General features: G+C 62.3%; 16 protein-coding genes. 4 read left to right on the top strand and 12 right to left on the bottom strand.

The window, feature by feature from the left end:
• Entirely contained in the window at positions 1 to 1,386 is a 1,386-nt protein-coding gene (locus DQ397_RS20570) for an amino acid permease (RefSeq protein ID WP_043208802.1), read from the bottom strand.
• Between the two features lie 235 nt (positions 1,387 to 1,621).
• Here DQ397_RS20570 and DQ397_RS20565 point away from each other — a divergent pair, with 235 nt between their 5' ends.
• From DQ397_RS20565 to fdxA, 3 genes are all read left to right on the top strand, one after another.
• Complete coding sequence (locus DQ397_RS20565; protein WP_043208804.1) at positions 1,622 to 2,422, top strand: phytanoyl-CoA dioxygenase family protein; 801 nt, start codon at positions 1,622 to 1,624, stop codon at positions 2,420 to 2,422.
• A 154-nt stretch (positions 2,423 to 2,576) separates the two neighbouring features.
• Positions 2,577 to 5,147, top strand: a complete 2,571-nt coding sequence (gene mutS, locus DQ397_RS20560; RefSeq protein ID WP_043208806.1) for a DNA mismatch repair protein MutS — start codon at positions 2,577 to 2,579, stop codon at positions 5,145 to 5,147.
• Positions 5,148 to 5,287: 140 nt separating this feature from the next.
• On the top strand, positions 5,288 to 5,611 hold the full coding sequence (fdxA, locus tag DQ397_RS20555) for a ferredoxin FdxA (RefSeq protein WP_043208808.1): 324 nt from the start codon (positions 5,288 to 5,290) through the stop codon (positions 5,609 to 5,611).
• 598 nt (positions 5,612 to 6,209) lie between these two features.
• Here the strand turns inward: fdxA and rpoS are convergent.
• The 8 genes from rpoS to DQ397_RS20515 form a co-directional block, all read right to left on the bottom strand.
• Entirely contained in the window at positions 6,210 to 7,217 is a 1,008-nt protein-coding gene (gene rpoS / locus DQ397_RS20550) for an RNA polymerase sigma factor RpoS (RefSeq protein ID WP_043208809.1), read from the bottom strand.
• 109 nt (positions 7,218 to 7,326) lie between these two features.
• Positions 7,327 to 8,187, bottom strand: a complete 861-nt coding sequence (locus DQ397_RS20545; RefSeq protein WP_043208810.1) for a peptidoglycan DD-metalloendopeptidase family protein — start codon at positions 8,185 to 8,187, stop codon at positions 7,327 to 7,329.
• 186 nt (positions 8,188 to 8,373) lie between these two features.
• The gene (locus DQ397_RS20540; protein WP_167358117.1) at positions 8,374 to 9,012 is read right to left on the bottom strand and encodes a protein-L-isoaspartate(D-aspartate) O-methyltransferase; all 639 of its coding nucleotides are present in this window, start codon (positions 9,010 to 9,012) and stop codon (positions 8,374 to 8,376) included.
• Between the two features lie 38 nt (positions 9,013 to 9,050).
• Positions 9,051 to 9,800: a 5'/3'-nucleotidase SurE gene (surE, locus tag DQ397_RS20535; protein WP_043208815.1), complete on the bottom strand. Its 750-nt coding sequence runs from the start codon at positions 9,798 to 9,800 to the stop codon at positions 9,051 to 9,053.
• Positions 9,788 to 10,846, bottom strand: coding sequence for a tRNA pseudouridine(13) synthase TruD (gene truD / locus DQ397_RS20530; protein ID WP_043208817.1), 1,059 nt, complete (start codon positions 10,844 to 10,846; stop codon positions 9,788 to 9,790). Before truD ends, surE begins: the two co-directional genes overlap by 13 nt.
• Positions 10,843 to 11,316, bottom strand: a complete 474-nt coding sequence (gene ispF, locus DQ397_RS20525) for a 2-C-methyl-D-erythritol 2,4-cyclodiphosphate synthase (protein ID WP_043208819.1) — start codon at positions 11,314 to 11,316, stop codon at positions 10,843 to 10,845. The genes truD and ispF overlap by 4 nt, the downstream gene beginning before the upstream one ends.
• A 124-nt stretch (positions 11,317 to 11,440) precedes the next feature.
• Positions 11,441 to 12,295, bottom strand: coding sequence for an S-formylglutathione hydrolase (gene fghA, locus DQ397_RS20520; protein WP_043208822.1), 855 nt, complete (start codon positions 12,293 to 12,295; stop codon positions 11,441 to 11,443).
• A 9-nt stretch (positions 12,296 to 12,304) separates the two neighbouring features.
• A complete protein-coding gene (locus DQ397_RS20515) occupies positions 12,305 to 13,417 on the bottom strand; it encodes an S-(hydroxymethyl)glutathione dehydrogenase/class III alcohol dehydrogenase (RefSeq protein ID WP_043208823.1) in 1,113 nt (370 codons plus the stop codon).
• A gap of 108 nt (positions 13,418 to 13,525) precedes the next feature.
• Here DQ397_RS20515 and DQ397_RS20510 point away from each other — a divergent pair, with 108 nt between their 5' ends.
• Positions 13,526 to 14,422, top strand: a complete 897-nt coding sequence (locus DQ397_RS20510) for a LysR substrate-binding domain-containing protein (protein WP_043208825.1) — start codon at positions 13,526 to 13,528, stop codon at positions 14,420 to 14,422.
• Positions 14,423 to 14,481: 59 nt separating this feature from the next.
• On the opposite strand, the gene ispD is transcribed toward DQ397_RS20510, so the two are convergent.
• The 3 genes from ispD to eno form a co-directional block, all read right to left on the bottom strand.
• The gene (ispD, locus tag DQ397_RS20505; protein ID WP_043208827.1) at positions 14,482 to 15,189 is read right to left on the bottom strand and encodes a 2-C-methyl-D-erythritol 4-phosphate cytidylyltransferase; all 708 of its coding nucleotides are present in this window, start codon (positions 15,187 to 15,189) and stop codon (positions 14,482 to 14,484) included.
• A complete protein-coding gene (gene ftsB / locus DQ397_RS20500; RefSeq protein WP_043208829.1) occupies positions 15,186 to 15,467 on the bottom strand; it encodes a cell division protein FtsB in 282 nt (93 codons plus the stop codon). Before ftsB ends, ispD begins: the two co-directional genes overlap by 4 nt.
• A 157-nt stretch (positions 15,468 to 15,624) precedes the next feature.
• Complete coding sequence (gene eno, locus DQ397_RS20495) at positions 15,625 to 16,914, bottom strand: phosphopyruvate hydratase (protein ID WP_043208831.1); 1,290 nt, start codon at positions 16,912 to 16,914, stop codon at positions 15,625 to 15,627.
• Positions 16,915 to 16,992 lie beyond the last annotated feature (78 nt).

Genomic DNA, 16,992 nt, shown 5'->3' with positions numbered 1-16,992 from the left:
TCAGGCGTTGACCGGCGCCTGGCGTGGCTGGCGCGCCACCCACAGCCAGTAGCCGACCGACAGCAGGGCCAACCAGCCCAGGCCGACGTACATCGCGGTGCGCGTATCCGGGAACCAGCCCAGCACGCCGAAGATGAACAACATGAACACGATCGCCAGGGCCGGCCCGACGGGCCACAACGGCACCGGGAAGTCCAGCGCGGCGATTTCCTCGCGGTTCATGCCACGACGCATGGCCACCTGAGACAGCAGGATCATCAACCACACCCAGACGATCGAGAAGGTCACCACGGCGGCAAGGATCAGGAACAAGTTCTCCGGCGCCAGGTAGTTCAGCACTACACCCAGCAAGAGTGCGACACCCATTACCAGCACGGTCATCCAGGGCACGCCGAAGCGCGACAAGCGGGAGAAGCCGACCGGTGCCTGGCCGTTCTGGGCCATGCCGTACATCATGCGTCCGGCGCTGAAGATGTCGCTGTTGATCGCAGATACCGCCGCTGAAATCACCACGATGTTGAGCAGGGTTGCCGCTGAATCTATGCCCAGACCACTGAAGATCTGCACGAACGGGCTGCCCTGGCTGCCGATGTTGGTCCAGGGGTAAATCGCCATCAGCACCACCAGCGTGAGCACATAGAACAGCAGGATACGCAGCGGCACCGAGTTGATCGCCTTGGGTAGCACGCGCTTGGGGTCCTTGGCTTCGCCGGCGGTGATACCGATCATTTCGACGCCGCCGAAGGCGAACATCACGACCGTGAAGGAGGCGATCATGCCGCCGATCCCATTGGGGAAGAACCCGCCATGAGTCCACAGGTTGGACAGCCCCGTGACCGTCTCGGCGCCGTTACCCAGCTGGATGCCGAACAGCAATACCGCGCCACCGGCCGCGATCATCGCGATGATTGCGGTGACCTTGAGCAACGAGAGCCAGAATTCCATCTCGCCGAACACCTTCACGCTGCACAGGTTCAGCGCGCCGATGAAGCAGACGATCCCCAGTACCCAGATCCAGCGCGGTGTGTCGGGGAACCACAAGCCCATGTACACCCCGAATGCCGTGACATCCGCCAGGCACACCACCAGCATGGAGAATGCATAGCTCCAGCCGGTCAGAAAGCCCAGGTAGCGCCCCAGGTATTGGCTGGTGTACTGCCCGAAGGAGCCGGACACCGGGTTGCGCACCGCCATTTCACCGAGGGCACGCATCATCATGTAGATCGCCGCGCCGCCGATCAGGTAGGCCAGCAGTACCGACGGCCCGGCCAGCTTGATCGCCGACGCCGAGCCGTAGAACAGCCCGGTGCCGATCGCCGATCCCAATGCCATGAAGCGGATATGCCGGGTACTCAGGCCTCGTCGCAAGTTGTTGTGATCGTTCATCCCAGGGACTCCTCATTGTTCTTGTTCTTGGCCGGCAGTCGCGCTGCCGTTGAAGGGTTCTCGCAAGGCCCGGAAAACGCAGGGCGCAGGGCTATTAACCGGCCAATCGCAGGGCAAGACAACAAGGTGGGGCATACAGAATAGCTATAGTGGCGCATAGGAATTCTGTGATTTACCCGGCCCTCGGCGGCACCCGATGCTGGTGCCACGACAACAACAACGAGAGGGCTGCCCCATGAATCCCCACATCGAAGATTTCCAGCGAGACGGCGCGGTGATCCTGCGCGGCGTGTTCAAGGACTGGATCGAACGCCTGCGCGAAGGCTTCGAGCAGAACCTGGCCGAACCCAGTGCCTTCGCCATCGAGAACGTCGGCTCCGGCGAGAGCGGCCGATTCTTCGAAGACTATTGCAACTGGCAGCGCATCCCGGCATTCACTGACTTCGTGCTGAACTCCCCGGCCGCAGGGCTTGCCGGCGAGTTGATGGGCTCGCAGCAGGTACAGGTGTTCCACGACCACATCCTGGTGAAGGAGCCCGGCACCGCCAAGCCCACCCCTTGGCACCAGGACCTGCCCTACTACTGTGTCCAGGGCCTGCAGACCGCCAGTTACTGGATCCCGCTGGACCCGGTTACCCGTCACAATACCTTGAGCGTGGTGCTCGGCTCGCACCGCTGGCCCAAGCCCGTACGCCCCAAACGCTGGGCCAGCAATCAGGACTTCTATGGTGCCACCGACGCCGATGGCCAGAACCTGTTCATGGACATGCCGGACGTCGAGAACGGCGAGTACCAGATCCTTTCCCCTGAAATGGAACCTGGCGATGCCATCGTTTTCGATTTCCGCACCGTGCATGGCGCCGCCGGCAACACAGGCACGAACCGGCGCCGCGCCTTTTCCACCCGCTTTTTGGGAGATGACGTACGCTACGTGCAGCGTCCGGGGCGCACTTCGCCACCCTTCCCTGGCATCAATTTGAGCGACGGCGAACGCATGCGCGAGGACTGGTTCCCGGTGGTCTGGCAGCGCCGCTAACCCCTACCTGACACGCTCAAGCCCCGCGCCTTGCTAGGCGGGGCTTGAGCGCTTTCAACGAGGCCGAAGTGGCCAAAGCGGCCTGTGCCCGGCTGACAAGAACCTGTAGACTTGGGCGTTTCGCATTTTGTCTGAGACAGCTTCAAGGCCTTGAATGTCTGACCTTTCCGCACACACACCAATGATGCAGCAGTACTGGAAGCTGAAAAACCAGCACCCAGACCAGCTGATGTTCTACCGCATGGGCGATTTCTACGAGATCTTCTACGAAGATGCCAAGAAAGCCGCCAAACTGCTGGATATCACCCTGACCGCCCGTGGCCAGTCCGCCGGCCAGTCGATCCCCATGTGCGGGATTCCCTTCCACTCGCTGGAAGGCTATCTGGCCAAGCTGGTCAAGCTGGGCGAGTCGGTGGTGATCTGCGAGCAGATCGGCGACCCGGCCACCAGCAAGGGCCCGGTGGAACGCCAAGTGGTGCGGATCATCACCCCCGGCACGGTCAGCGACGAAGCGCTGCTCGACGAGCGCCGCGACAACTTGATCGCCGCGCTGCTCGGGGACGAGCGTCTGTTCGGCCTGGCCGTGCTGGATATCACCAGCGGCAACTTCACCGTGCAGGAGATCAAAGGCTGGGAAAACCTCCTGGCCGAACTCGAACGCATCAACCCGGTGGAACTGTTGATCCCCGACGACTGGCCGCAAGGCCTGCCGGCCGAGAAACGCCCGGGCTGCCGCCGCCGCGCGCCCTGGGACTTCGACCGCGACTCGGCGCGCAAGAGCCTGTGCCAGCAATTCGCGACCCAAGACCTCAAAGGCTTTGGCTGCGACAAGCTGACCCTGGCCATCGGCGCCGCCGGCTGCCTGCTGACCTACGCGAAGGAAACCCAACGCACCACCCTGCCTCACCTGCGCAGCCTGCGTCATGAGCGCATGGATGACACCGTAATCCTGGATGGCGCCAGCCGTCGCAACCTGGAGCTGGACATCAACCTGGCCGGGGGGCGCGAAAATACCCTGCAATCGGTGATCGACCGTTGCCAGACCGCCATGGCCAGTCGCCTGTTGACCCGTTGGCTGAACCGCCCGCTGCGCGACCTCAAGGTGCTCAAGGCTCGCCAGGATTCGATCCGCTGCCTGCTCGACGGCTACCGCTTCGAGAAGCTGCAACCGCAGCTCAAGGAAATCGGCGATATCGAACGGATCCTCGCCCGCATCGGCCTGCGTAACGCCCGCCCACGAGATCTGGCGCGCCTGCGCGATGCCCTCGGCGCCCTGCCCGAGCTGCAGAACGCCATGGCCGAGCTCGAAGCGCCGCACCTGGCACGCCTGGCCGCCATCGCCGGCACCTACCCGGAGCTCGCCAGCCTGTTGGAACGGGCAATCCTGGACAACCCGCCAGCGGTGATCCGCGACGGCGGCGTGCTCAAGACCGGCTACGACACCGAGCTGGACGAGCTGCTGGCCATGAGCGAGAACGCCGGCCAGTTCCTCATCGATCTGGAAGCCCGTGAGAAGGCCCGCACCGGCCTGGCCAACCTCAAGGTCGGTTACAACCGCGTGCACGGCTACTTCATCGAGCTGCCCACCAAGCAAGCCGAGCAGGCGCCAGCCGACTACATCCGCCGCCAGACCCTCAAAGGCGCAGAGCGCTTCATCACACCCGAGCTCAAGGCCTTCGAGGACAAGGCGCTGTCGGCCAAGAGCCGCGCCCTGGCCCGGGAAAAGATGCTCTATGACGCCTTGCTCGAGACTTTGATCGGCCACCTGGCACCGCTGCAGGACAGCGCCGCCGCCCTGGCCGAGCTGGACGTGCTGAGCAACCTGGCCGAACGCGCCCTGAACCTGGACCTGAACTGCCCAAGCTTCGTCGACGAGCCGTGCCTGCGCATCGAGCAGGGTCGCCATCCGGTCGTCGAACAGGTACTCACCACACCATTCGTGGCCAACGACCTGGCGCTGGACAACAGCACACGCATGCTGATCATCACCGGCCCGAACATGGGTGGTAAATCCACCTACATGCGCCAGACCGCGTTGATCGTGCTGATGGCGCACATCGGCAGCTTCGTACCGGCGGCGCGCTGCGAGCTGTCGCTGGTCGACCGCATCTTCACCCGCATCGGCTCCAGCGACGACCTGGCCGGCGGCCGCTCGACCTTCATGGTCGAGATGAGCGAAACCGCGAACATCCTGCACAACGCCACCGACCGCAGCCTGGTGCTGATGGACGAAGTGGGCCGTGGCACCAGTACCTTCGACGGGCTTTCCCTGGCCTGGGCTGCGGCCGAGCGCCTGGCCCAATTGCGTGCCTATACCCTGTTCGCCACGCATTACTTCGAGCTAACCGTGCTGCCGGAGAGTGAGCCGCTGGTGGCCAACGTGCACCTGAACGCCACCGAGCACAACGAGCGGATCGTCTTCCTGCACCACGTCCTCCCGGGCCCTGCCAGTCAGAGCTACGGCCTGGCCGTGGCGCAGTTGGCTGGCGTGCCTTCCCCGGTGATCCAGCGTGCCCGTGAACACCTGGGCCGCCTGGAAACCACCAGCCTGCCCCATGAGCAGCCGATCAAGGCTGCCAAGGGCGAGCCGCAAGTGCCGCATCAGAGCGACCTGTTCGCCAGCCTGCCACATCCGGCCATCGAGAAGCTGGGCAAGCTGGACCTGGACAACATGACGCCGCGCCAAGCTATCGAAACGCTATATCAACTGAAAAACCTGTTATAACGGCGCCCACTACAAACTGGTAGAATCCGCCGCGGTTTGCTGGTGCTGCAGGTTATTAGCCTGGCCTGCAGCCAATGCCTGTAAACCGCGCGGCCCTGATGAGGAAGGGCCGCCGCCGTCGCCTGAGGAGAGAATTAGAAATGACCTTCGTCGTCACCGACAACTGCATCAAATGCAAGTACACCGACTGCGTGGAAGTCTGTCCGGTGGACTGCTTCTACGAAGGCCCGAACTTCCTGGTCATCCACCCGGACGAGTGCATCGACTGCGCCCTGTGCGAACCGGAATGCCCAGCTCAAGCCATTTTCTCGGAAGACGAAGTGCCTGCCGGCATGGAGAACTTCATCGAGCTCAACGCCGAACTGGCGGAGATCTGGCCGAACATCACTGAGCGTAAGGATCCCCTCCCTGACGCTGAAGAGTGGGATGGCAAGCCTGGCAAGATTGCAGATCTGGAACGCTGATAGCGTCCGGATACGAAAAGGCCCCAAACGGGGCCTTTTTCATTTCTGGAAATGCGCCATACAAACTGCCAAAGCCGGCGATGGACTGCAAAGCAGCCCAAGGGACAGGACCACTTCGTTCGAGGCCAAGCGGATATAGCCCCTGCACGCCACATGAAGCGCAGCCTCTGCCATTGAATTCAAGGCAAAAAAAAGGGGCGGTTTGACCCGCCCACATTTTTTCCGTAGTCCCTGCTTGTCCTAAACATCATCCTGATGAATCGCATCTTGCGATGTCCATGACCTTCATCCGTGAAGGCTGTGCCGGTCCGTCGACACAGTTCGAATACTAGCCACTCCAGCACGGCGAGCAAGGGCTAAACCTCTCAAAACGCTACAGCTGACACATCTTTTAATGCCTAAAAAGGCATTACTTTTCAGTTACTTACATAAATAGATAGCTTAGAAACGACAATGATTTACTGATCCTTACGGGGAAGTCTTACACCACGAGTAAGCGATCTCTTACACGCAAAGCAACGTAGGTAGCGAAATAAACAATCCTCTCAGATACAAAAACGCCCCGAGATTATCGGGGCGTTTTGTGTTGCGGTTGCGCTTACTGGAACAGCGACTCACTCGAGAGGCCGTTCTTTTCAAGGATTTCACGTAGACGCTTGAGCCCCTCGACCTGGATCTGCCGCACGCGCTCTCGGGTCAGGCCGATTTCCAGGCCTACATCCTCAAGGGTGCTGCTTTCGTGGCCCCGCAAGCCGAACCGACGCACCACCACCTCACGCTGCTTGTCGGTCAACTCACCCAACCATTGGTCGATGCTCTGGGAGAGGTCGTCGTCCTGCAGCAGCTCGCACGGGTCGGTCGGGCGATCGTCCGTCAGCGTGTCGAGCAGGGTCTTGTCGGAGTCCGGGCCGAGAGAAACGTCCACCGAAGAGACACGCTCGTTGAGCCCAAGCATGCGCTTGACCTCGGCCACGGGTTTTTCCAAAAGCCCGGCGATTTCTTCCGGGGAAGGCTCGTGGTCGAGCTTCTGGGTCAGCTCCCGCGCGGCACGCAGGTAGACGTTGAGCTCCTTGACCACGTGGATCGGCAGGCGGATGGTGCGGGTCTGGTTCATGATCGCCCGTTCGATGGTCTGGCGAATCCACCAGGTCGCATAGGTCGAGAAACGGAAACCGCGCTCCGGATCGAACTTTTCTACCGCGCGGATCAGACCGAGGTTGCCCTCTTCGATCAGGTCGAGTAGCGACAGGCCACGATTGACGTAGCGGCGCGCAATCTTGACCACCAGGCGCAGGTTGCTCTCGATCATGCGCTTACGGCCAGCCGGATCGCCTTTTTGCGACAGGCGTGCGTAATGCACTTCCTCTTCGGGGGAGAGCAGCGGAGAAAAGCCGATTTCGTTGAGATACAGCTGGGTGGCGTCGAGCGCCCGGCTGTAATCGATGTACTTGTGCTGTTTGAGCGATGAGCCTTGTTTGGCCTTGGTCCGAACCGAAGGTACAGCAGGTTCGTCTGACACCACATCCGTTTCCAAAACGATGCCCGTCTCCATCAACAGGAGGTCATCGTCGATGTCAAACTCCGGCACTTCTTTGCTGAGAGCCATTGTTATAGTCCTTTGCTGAGTTCGAACTCAGACTCGAGCGGCACCTGTTTCCCTGGCAGCGCTGGAGCCTGTCCCCTCTACGTCAGCAGGAACAGGCTGGGTGCAAAGATCAACGACGTGGCAAGAACTGGAGCGGATCGACGGGTTTGCCCTGGCGGCGAATCTCGAAATGCAGCTTCACCCGATCAGTGCCCGTGGACCCCATTTCAGCGATCGTCTGCCCTGCCTTGACCTGCTGCCCCTCCCGAACCAAAAGCCTGCGGTTATGACCGTAGGCACTGACGTAGGTATCGTTGTGCTTGATGATGATCAGCTCGCCGTAGCCCCTCAAGCCACTTCCGGCATACACCACTGAACCACCAGACGCAGCAAAAACAGGCTGTCCCAAATCACCGGCGATATCAATGCCTTTATTCAAACTACCGTTTGAAGCGAATTTTCCAATCAGCACACCATTGGCAGGCCAGCTCCAGCCCCCTACCGAACGCTCGGCGGCAGGTACCTGGGTAATCACTGGGGCAGTCGTCGTCGCAGGTGGGGTGACCGGTTTACCGCCATTGCTGGCAGGCGGCGTGGAGGTGCTTGCCACCGGGCGGCGGGTGACCGTGGTCTTGCTCGAGGAGGACGGGCTGGACACTACCGTGGTGCTGCCACCGCTGCCGCTGCTGAAGCGGATCGGCTGGCCGGGGCGAATGGTATAGGGCGCCGCGATGCCGTTGCGCGCGGCCAGCTCTTTGTAGTCCCAACCGTAGCGGAAGGCGATGGAATACAGGGTATCGCCGGGCTTGACCACATATTGGCCTGAGGTAACGGTCGGGCGCTTGGGCACGGTGTTGTTGCGATCCACCACGCGAGCGCCACTCGAACCGGTGCTGGAGCAGCCCGCCAGCGATGTCGCCATGGCCAGCGCAATCACCAGAAGCTTGAAAACCGACCGATCCTTGCGTTGCCGCATGATTGTGTGACCCACCCGCGCTCCCCTCATGGTGCCGAAAAACGATATGACGATACGAAATGCAATATTGTTGCAATTATAAACGAGACAGACCGGCTTGGGTGGCTGGCTCAGGTGCCGCGGCAAGCGCGACGAAACCCCGCACGATAGACAGGTTCGAGGCTGAAGAATTCGTCGACGACGCAAATATTCAGCGCGCCCTCACGCCACCGGACCGTTGAGCAGCGGTACGAAACGCACGGCGCCCAGCACACGACGGGAGAACCCATGTTCCTCGCGTACGATCAACATCAACTGTTGGGACTCGCCGGCAGCGCCCACTGGAATCACCATGCGTCCACCCGGCGCCAGCTGGTCCAGCAAGGCTTGGGGAACCTCCGGCGCCACGGCTGTCACGATGATGCCGTTGTAAGGCGCCAGCGCCGGCCATCCTTCACAGCCGTCGCCCCAACGAAACACCACGTTGCGCAGGTTGAGCTCGACCAGGCGCTCCTTGGCCCGGTCCTGCAGGACCTTGATCCGCTCCACCGAGAACACCCGCTCCACCAGTTGCGCGAGAATGGCGGTCTGGTAACCCGACCCCGTGCCGATCTCCAGGACCTTGTCCAACGGCCCGGCCTCCAGCAGCAGCTCACTCATGTGCGCCACCATGAACGGCTGGGAAATGGTCTGGTTATGCCCGATCGGCAGCGCGGTGTCCTCGTAGGCCCGGTGCGCCAGGGCCTCGTCGACAAACAGATGACGCGGGGTGCGACGGATGACCTCGAGCACCTGGGTGTTCGAGACGCCTTCCTCGTACAGACGCTGGATCAACCGCTCCCGGGTACGCTGGGAGGTCATGCCGATGCCTCGGCGCAGCAGATCGTCCTGTTCACGCATCAGAGCAGATCCTCCACCCAGCCATCGAGACGCTCGAAGGCTTCGTTGAAGGTGCGGTCCAGTTGCAGCGGGGTGATCGACACGTACCCCTGCATCACCGCGTGAAAGTCGGTCCCCGGCCCGCCGTCCTCGGCGTCACCGGCCACGGCGATCCAGTAGCCTTCCTTGCCACGCGGGTTGACCACCTTGGTCGGCGCCGCTGCCCGCGCCCGATGGCCGAGCCGGGTGAGCTGGATGCCACGAATGTGTTCCAGAGGCAGGTTTGGGATGTTCACGTTGAGCACGGTGCGAGGCGGCAGCTCCAGGCGCGACTGGGCTTCAACCAGGCGGCGGGCGATGTAGGCCGCGGTCGGCAGGTTGTCCGGCAGGCGCGACAACAGCGAGAACGCCAGCGATGTGCCGCCCAGGAAGCGCCCCTCCAGTGCCGCGGCGACCGTACCGGAATAGAGCACGTCATCCCCGAGGTTGGCTCCCAGGTTGATACCGGACACGACCATATCGGGTGTCTCGGGCAACAACCCGTTGAGCCCTAAATGCACGCAGTCGGTGGGCGTGCCGTTCAGGCTGATGAAGCCGTTGGCCAAGGTCTGCGGATGCAGCGGCCGGTCCAGTGTCAGTGAACTGCTCGCACCGCTTTTGTCTTGATCCGGGGCAATCACCACGCACTCGGCGTAGTCCGCCAGCGCAGCATGCAGCGCGGCAAGGCCGGGTGCGGTAACACCGTCGTCATTCGAAATCAGAATACGCATGGGCTGTCCGTCTGCCCTGCCGGCACCAGATCGACGAGCTCGCGCACCACCACGGTGGCGAAGCATCCGGCCGGAAGGACGAATTCCAGTTGCAGGATATCAGGCTCGGGATAATGCCACGTCAGCCCGCCAATAGGGAGCCGCAGGATGCGTCGTTCGTGATTCATGCCTGCTCGTGCCAACCACTGGCACAGCGCCAGATGCCGATCGCCGATGGCTGTTTCCAGCATAGACGTATCGCCGCGGGTCGGTGAGACGCCTTCGCCCCAGAGCGGCCCGGTGGGATGCAAGTCAAGAATCGCCAGTCGTGGATCGGTACATTCCTGCTCACCCGCCGGGAAGAAACTGCGGCTTTCTGTGAAGGCCAGCAAATCACCGACCTGCGCTGTGTTCCAGCTGCCATTGGCGACACGCGCGGCCAGTACCTGGTTGAACACGTAGCTGCGCGCGGCGGACAACAGCCGCGAGCGGACATTGCGCTGCTCCGGCAACGCGTTTCGCTCGGCCCACTGGCGGGCATCATGCACGTTGCCGCCCTCGTGGCCGAACCGTTGGCTGCCGAAGTAGTTGGGTACCCCGTGCTGCTTGAGTTGTTCCAGGCGCGCATCGAGGGCTTGGTGATCGGCCGCAAGGGCCGTGAGGCGCAAGGTGAAGCCGTTAGCCGAATGGGCCCCGCGCTGGAGCTTGCGCTGGTGACGCACCTGCTTGAGTACGCGCAGGCTTGCATCTTCGGCACGGGACAGGTCAGGGTCGGCCTTGCCCGGCAGGTGCAGACTGAACCACTGACGGGTCAGGGCCTGTCGGTCCTTGAGGCCGGCATAGCTGATCGAGCGAACCGGCACGCCGGCGGCACGCGCCAGGCGACGGGCCGCTTCCTCGGTGTTCAGGTCACGTTTTTCGACCCACAGCCAGAGGTGCTCGCCCTGGCCAGAAAGTGGAATGTCCAGCACTTCGTCGACCTGAAAGTCCTCAGCCACTGCCTTGAGCACCGCCTGGCCCAAGGAGCCCCCCCAGGCCCGTGGGCCCAGCAGTTCCAGTTCGGTCATGCTGGCAGCAACAGGGCCACCGCATGCACGGCGATGCCCTCCTCACGGCCGGTGAAACCCAGCTTCTCGGTGGTGGTGGCCTTGACGTTGACTTGGTCGAGTTCGACCTGCAGGTCTTCGGCGATCAACTGGCGCATGGTCGGGATATGCGGTGCCATCTTGGGTGCCTGGGCGACGATGGTGGTGTCGACGTTGCCGACCTTCCAGCCCTTGGCCTGAACGATGCCGACCACATGGCGCAGCAGCGCCCGGCTGTCGGCCCCTTTGAACTGAGGGTCGGTATCGGGGAAATGCTTGCCGATGTCGCCCAACGCCGCAGCGCCAAGCAGGGCATCGCTGAGCGCATGCAGCAGCACATCGCCGTCGGAATGGGCCAGCAGGCCGTATTTGTGGGGTATACGCACCCCACCCAGGGTAATGAAATCACCGTCGCCGAAACGGTGCACATCGTAGCCGTGGCCAATACGCATAAGAAAAAGCCCTGAATGAGTCAGGGCTGGATTCTACCTGCTTTGCTGGATATTGGGGCTGCTTTGCAGCCCCTTTACCGCAGCGACCCCGCTGGTGCGAAGCGGCCGCAAAGAAGCCCCTGGATCAGACCCTGCCCAACGCCACCGCGTGATGGCGCAGGTGTTCATCGATGAAGCTGGCGATGAAGTAGTAGCTGTGGTCATAGCCAGGCTGCAAACGCAGCGTCAGCTCATGCCCTCCCTTGCGCGCCGCCTGCTCCAGCGCCTGGGGCTTGAGCTGCTTCTCGAGAAAGTCATCCCGGTCACCCTGGTCGATCAGCAGCGGCGGGCATTGCCCGGCGGCTGTCTCGGCCAGCAGTACGCTGGCATCCCACTCGCGCCAGCGCGCCCGGTCGTCCCCCAGGTAACGGGAGAAAGCCTTTTCCCCCCACGGGCAATCCATCGGATTGCTGATCGGCGAAAAGGCCGACACCGAGCGATAGCGCCCAGGGTTGCGTAGGGCGCAAACCAAGGCACCGTGCCCACCCATGGAGTGGCCGCTGATACTGCGCAGGTCGGAGGCCGGAAAATGCGCCTCGACCAAGGTGGGCAGCTCCCGCACCACGTAGTCGTGCATGCGGTAGTGCTGAGCCCAGGGCTGCTGGGTGGCGTTGAGGTAGAAACCTGCGCCCAGACCAAAGTCCCAGGCGCCATCCGGGTCACCCGGCACCTGCTCGCCGCGCGGGCTGGTGTCGGGGGCAACGATGATCAGGCCAAGCTCTGCGGCCAGGCGCTGGGCGCCGGCCTTTTGCATGAAGTTCTCGTCCGTGCACGTCAGGCCACTGAGCCAGTACAACACCGGCAGTTTCTCGCCCTGCTCGGCCTGCGGCGGCAGGTAGACGGCGAACACCATGTCGCAACCCAGGACCTTGGAGGCGTGCCGGTAGCGCTTGTGCCAGCCGCCGAAGCTTTTCTGGCAGGAGATGTTTTCCAGGCTCATGGGCAAACCTCAGAAATGGATCACGCTGCGGATGCTCTTGCCTTCATGCATCAGGTCGAAGGCTTTGTTGATGTCCTCCAGGCCCATGGTGTGGGTGATGAAGGTATCCAGCGGGATCTCGCCTTTCTGCGACATTTCCACGTAGCTTGGCAGCTCGCTGCGACCACGCACACCGCCGAATGCCGAACCACGCCAGACTCGGCCGGTCACCAGCTGGAACGGACGGGTGGAGATTTCCTGCCCGGCGCCGGCGACACCGATGATCACCGACTCACCCCAACCTTTGTGGCAGCACTCCAGCGCCGCACGCATCAGCTGGACGTTGCCTACGCATTCGAAGGAGTAGTCCACACCACCGTCGGTGAGATCGACGATGACTTCTTGGATCGGACGGTCATAGTCCTTCGGGTTCACGCAGTCGGTGGCGCCAAGCTGGCGAGCGATCTCGAACTTGGCCGGGTTGATGTCCACGGCGATGATGCGCGAAGCCTTGGCCTTCACCGCACCGATGATCGCCGACAGACCGATGCCGCCCAGACCGAAGATGGCGACGGTGTCGCCAGCCTTGACCTTAGCGGTGTTGAGCACGGCACCGATACCGGTGGTGACACCGCATCCGAGCAGGCAGACCTTCTCCAGCGGCGCATCCTTGGCGATCTTGGCCACGGAGATTTCCGGCAACACGGTGTACTCGGAGAACGTCGAGGTGCCCATGTAGTGGAACAGTTGCTGGCCTTTATAGGAAAAACGGGTGGTGCCGTCCGGCATCAGGCCCTTGCCCTGAGTGGCGCGGATGGCCTGGCACAGGTTGGTCTTGCCCGAGCGGCAGAATTTGCATTGGCCGCATTCGGGGGTGTACAGCGGGATCACGTGGTCGCCGACAGCGACCGAGGTGACACCCTCGCCCACGGCTTCGACGATCGCACCGCCCTCGTGGCCCAGGATCGAGGGGAAGATACCTTCCGGGTCGGCGCCCGACAGGGTGTAGGCATCGGTATGGCAGACACCGCTGGCCACCACACGCAGGAGCACTTCACCCGCTTTGGGCATGGCCACGTCGACTTCGACGATTTCCAGGGGTTTCTTGGCCTCGAAGGCAACAGCGGCGCGGGACTTGATCATCAACGGAACTCCAGACAAGGGATGATTGCTTCGGCTCAGTGTAATTCAAGCACTTTTGATGAATAATCCGGCGCAAGTAAAAACATTATTGCCACACAGGGATAATCAATGAGCAGTCGCTGGGAAGGCATCGACGAATTCGTCGCGGTGGCCGAGTCAGGTCAGTTCACCGCCGCCGCCGAACGTCTGGGTGTTTCGTCCTCGCACATCAGCCGACAAATCGCTCGTCTGGAAGAGCGCTTGCAGACACGGCTTCTGTACCGCAGTACCCGCCGGGTGACCCTGAGCGAGGCAGGGCAGACCTTCCTGCAACATTGCCAGCGCTTGCAGGACGGACGCGAAGAAGCCCTGCGCGCCATGGGCGACCTTGCCAGCGAGCCCAAAGGGCTGTTGCGCATGACCTGCGCGGTGGCTTATGGAGAACGCTTCATCGTCCCCTTGGTGACGCGCTTCATGGCCCTGTATCCGCAACTGCGCGTTGAGGTGGAACTGAGCAACCGCACCTTGGACTTGGTGCATGAGGGAATGGACCTGGCGATACGCCTCGGGCGTCTGCAGGACTCACGCCTGGTGGCTACGCGCTTGGCTCCCCGGCGCATGTACCTGTGCGCCTCCCCCGCCTACCTTGAGCGCTATGGTCGCCCCCACAGCCTGTCGGAACTGACTCGGCACAACTGCCTGATCGGCAGTTCCGACCTCTGGGTGTTGCAGCAGGATGGGCGGGAGTTGAGTCAGCGGGTGCAGGGCAACTGGCGCTGCAATAGCGGGCAGGCCGTGCTGGATGCAGCATTGTTGGGCATGGGGTTGTGCCAGTTGCCGGACTATTACGTACTTGAGCACCTCAACAGCGGTGCGCTGGTATCGCTGCTCGAAGCGCACCAGCCACCGAACACGGCTGTGTGGGCGCTGTACCCGCAGCAAAGGCACTTGTCACCGAAAGTGCGGCGGCTGGTGGACTTTCTGAAGGAGGGGCTGGCGGGGCTGCCAGAGTATCGGCAAAACTGAGGATTCCGATGACCTCTTCGCGGGAGCACTTGCGAAGAGGTGGACGCAGGCGTTCGGTTTCAGCGACGGGCGGCCCAGCGCTGGCGCAACCATTCCAGGTCTTCCGGGCGGGTGACTTTTATGTTGTCGCTGCGCCCTTCAATCAAGCGCGGCGCCTGACCGGACCATTCGATGGCCGAGGCCTCGTCCGTGACCACCACATCGGAGACCAGGCATTCGGCCAGGGCCCGGTGCAAGGCCCCCAGGCGGAACATCTGCGGCGTGTAGGCCTGCCAGATGGTGCTGCGATCCACCGTGGCACTGACCCGTCCATTGGCATCGGCACGCTTGAGCGTGTCGCGAGCAGGCACCGCAAGTAAACCTCCGACAGGATCGTCGGCCAACTCCGACAGCAACCGATCCAGGTCGCTGCGCGCCAGGTTCGGTCGCGCCGCGTCATGCACCAGCACCCAGTCGCTGTCCGCCGCCCCTTGGGCATGCAAAAGCAATAATGCATTGAGCACCGAGTCGGCCCGCTCACGCCCCCCGGCCGCACGCTGTATGCGTGGGTCGTTGGCACAGCGTAGGCCAGGCCAGTAGGGATCATCGGCGGCAATGCTGACCACCACGCCCTTGAGCGAGGGGTGGTCGAGAAAACAGTCGAGGCTATGCTCGAGAAGGGTCTGCCCGCCCAATTGCAGATACTGCTTGGGACGATCGGCAGCCATGCGGGCACCGACGCCCGCGGCGGGAATCACGGCCCAGAAAGCCGGTAGCGTCTGCGTCATTTCTGCGGCAACTGGTAGAGGGTTTCACCCTCCTTGACCATCCCCAATTCGTGACGAGCCCGCTCTTCGACGGTCTCCATACCTTTTTTCAACTCCAGAACTTCAGCATCCAGCACGCGATTACGCTCGAGCAGCCGCTCGTTCTCGGCATGCTGTTCTGCGATCTGCTGCTTGAGCTCGGCCACTTGCGCCAGGCTGCCGTTACCCACCCAAAGGCGGTACTGCAGGCCGCCGAGCAGCAGGAGCAGGACGAGAAACAACCAATAGGGACTGCGCATCAAGATATCCAGAGGTAAAAGGCCGCCGCAGCGAGCTTCCAATAGCACGAAGCCTGGCCGAGGCCAGGCTTCGTCGACAGAAACCCGTAAGAGGCGTCTGACAGCTCAGTACGAACGTTCAGACGGCCTCGGCTGCTGCCTTTTTACCATCTCTTGCTCAGCCGCGAAACTCGGCACGACCGCGGTACACGGCCTTGGCGCCCAGTTGCTCTTCGATACGCAGCAGCTGGTTGTACTTCGAGACGCGGTCGGAACGGCACAGCGAACCGGTCTTGATCTGGCCAGCAGCGGTACCGACGGCCAGATCGGCGATGGTGGAGTCCTCGGTTTCACCCGAACGGTGGGAGATGACCGCGGTGTAGCCGGCAGCCTTGGCCATCTGGATGGCTTCCAGGGTTTCGGTCAGCGAGCCGATCTGGTTGAACTTGATCAGGATCGAGTTACCGATGCCCTTCTCGATGCCTTCCTTGAGGATCTTGGTGTTGGTCACGAACAGGTCGTCGCCGACCAGCTGTACCTTGGCACCGATCTTGTCGGTGAGGATCTTCCAGCCAGCCCAGTCGGACTCGTCCAGGCCATCTTCGATCGAGATGATCGGGAAGCGCTCGGTCAAGCCCTTGAGGTAATCGGCAAAGCCTTCGGCATCGAACGACTTGCCTTCGCCAGACAGGTTGTACTTGCCGTCTTCGTAGAACTCGGAAGCCGCGCAGTCCAGGGCCAGGGTCACGTCGGTGCCCAGCTTGTAGCCGGCCTTCTCGACGGCCTCGGCGATGGCGCCCAGGGCGTCTTCGTTGGAGGTCAGGTTTGGCGCGAAGCCACCTTCGTCACCCACAGCGGTGTTCAGGCCACGAGCCTTGAGCACGGCTTTGAGGTGGTGGAAGATTTCGGTACCCATGCGCAGGGCATCGGAGAAGGTCTTGGCGCCAACCGGCTGAACCATGAACTCCTGGATGTCGACGTTGTTGTCGGCGTGCTCGCCGCCGTTGATGATGTTCATCATCGGAACCGGCATGGAGTACTGGCCTGGGGTGCCATTGAGGTTGGCGATGTGTGCGTACAGCGGCAGGTCCTGATCCTGGGCAGCAGCCTTGGCGGCAGCCAGGGAGACGGCCAGGATGGCGTTGGCGCCCAGCTTGGCCTTGTTCTCGGTACCGTCCAGTTCGATCATGGCGCGGTCCAGGGCCTTCTGGTCGGCCGGGTCCTTGCCCAGCAGCAGGTCGCGGATCGGGCCGTTGATGTTGGCAACAGCCTTCAGCACGCCCTTGCCCAGGTAACGGCTCTTGTCGCCATCACGCAGCTCCAGCGCTTCACGCGAGCCGGTGGAAGCACCGGACGGCGCGCAGGCGCTGCCGATGATGCCGTTGTCGAGCAGAACATCGGCTTCCACGGTGGGGTTGCCACGCGAATCGAGAACTTCACGACCTTTGATGTCGACGATTTTTGCCATTGTTGTAAGCACTCCAGAATTGACGAAAACAACGCAGCTAAGGAAATCTGGGCGTTCGCCAGGCAGTTCGGAAACGGG

This window comes from Pseudomonas sp. CK-NBRI-02 (assembly GCF_008124495.1).
Lineage (GTDB): Bacteria > Pseudomonadota > Gammaproteobacteria > Pseudomonadales > Pseudomonadaceae > Aquipseudomonas > Aquipseudomonas guariconensis.
The sequence above is the reverse complement of the archived record's forward strand: the minus strand, read 5'-3'. Positions and strand labels throughout refer to the sequence as shown.

Excerpts from the sequence above, each read along its gene's own strand:
- DQ397_RS20570 (WP_043208802.1), bottom strand. The coding sequence starts at position 1,386 with ATGAACGATCACAACAACTTGCGACGAGGCCTGAGTACCCGGCATATC.
- DQ397_RS20565 (WP_043208804.1), top strand. The coding sequence starts at position 1,622 with ATGAATCCCCACATCGAAGATTTCCAGCGAGACGGCGCGGTGATCCTG.
- mutS (WP_043208806.1), top strand. The coding sequence starts at position 2,577 with ATGTCTGACCTTTCCGCACACACACCAATGATGCAGCAGTACTGGAAG.
- fdxA (WP_043208808.1), top strand. The coding sequence starts at position 5,288 with ATGACCTTCGTCGTCACCGACAACTGCATCAAATGCAAGTACACCGAC.
- rpoS (WP_043208809.1), bottom strand. The coding sequence starts at position 7,217 with ATGGCTCTCAGCAAAGAAGTGCCGGAGTTTGACATCGACGATGACCTC.
- DQ397_RS20540 (WP_167358117.1), bottom strand. The coding sequence starts at position 9,012 with ATGACCTCCCAGCGTACCCGGGAGCGGTTGATCCAGCGTCTGTACGAG.
- surE (WP_043208815.1), bottom strand. The coding sequence starts at position 9,800 with ATGCGTATTCTGATTTCGAATGACGACGGTGTTACCGCACCCGGCCTT.
- truD (WP_043208817.1), bottom strand. The coding sequence starts at position 10,846 with ATGACCGAACTGGAACTGCTGGGCCCACGGGCCTGGGGGGGCTCCTTG.
- ispF (WP_043208819.1), bottom strand. The coding sequence starts at position 11,316 with ATGCGTATTGGCCACGGCTACGATGTGCACCGTTTCGGCGACGGTGAT.
- fghA (WP_043208822.1), bottom strand. The coding sequence starts at position 12,295 with ATGAGCCTGGAAAACATCTCCTGCCAGAAAAGCTTCGGCGGCTGGCAC.
- DQ397_RS20515 (WP_043208823.1), bottom strand. The coding sequence starts at position 13,417 with ATGATCAAGTCCCGCGCCGCTGTTGCCTTCGAGGCCAAGAAACCCCTG.
- DQ397_RS20510 (WP_043208825.1), top strand. The coding sequence starts at position 13,526 with ATGAGCAGTCGCTGGGAAGGCATCGACGAATTCGTCGCGGTGGCCGAG.
- ispD (WP_043208827.1), bottom strand. The coding sequence starts at position 15,189 with ATGACGCAGACGCTACCGGCTTTCTGGGCCGTGATTCCCGCCGCGGGC.
- ftsB (WP_043208829.1), bottom strand. The coding sequence starts at position 15,467 with ATGCGCAGTCCCTATTGGTTGTTTCTCGTCCTGCTCCTGCTGCTCGGC.
- eno (WP_043208831.1), bottom strand. The coding sequence starts at position 16,914 with ATGGCAAAAATCGTCGACATCAAAGGTCGTGAAGTTCTCGATTCGCGT.